The sequence below is a fragment of the Pseudomonas sp. SIMBA_068 genome, from assembly GCF_046534705.1.
In the GTDB taxonomy this organism is placed as follows: Bacteria; Pseudomonadota; Gammaproteobacteria; order Pseudomonadales; family Pseudomonadaceae; genus Aquipseudomonas; species Aquipseudomonas putida.
Genome location: NZ_JAWRYI010000131.1, coordinates 1 through 366 on the forward strand (window position 1 = coordinate 1; position 366 = coordinate 366).

At 50.8% G+C, this 366-nt stretch carries 1 pseudogene; it reads left to right on the top strand.

Going from position 1 to position 366, the window contains the following annotated elements:
* Positions 1–366: pseudogene (gene miaA, locus SB756_RS28500) on the top strand (tRNA (adenosine(37)-N6)-dimethylallyltransferase MiaA); the annotation flags it as partial.

Here is a 366-nt window from a genome sequence, read left to right on the forward strand (position 1 = left end):
TTTTATTTCGGGTAAAACTTTAACGGAACTGACAAAAACATCCGGTGAAGCGTTACCCTACGACGTGCAACAGTTTGCCATCGCCCCCGCGAGCCGTGAATTGCTGCACCAGCGCATCGCGTTGCGTTTTGAGCAGATGTTGGCGTCAGGATTTGAAGCGGAGTCTCGGGCCCTTTTTGCACGAGGTGATTTGCATACGGACATGCCTTCCATTCGTTGTGTTGGCTATCGTCAGATGTGGTCTTATTTATCGGGCGAAATCGATTACAGCGAGATGGTTTATCGGGGAATTTGCGCAACCCGGCAGCTTGCTAAGCGACAGATGACCTGGTTACGCGGTTGGGAAAATGTTCACTGGCTTGACAG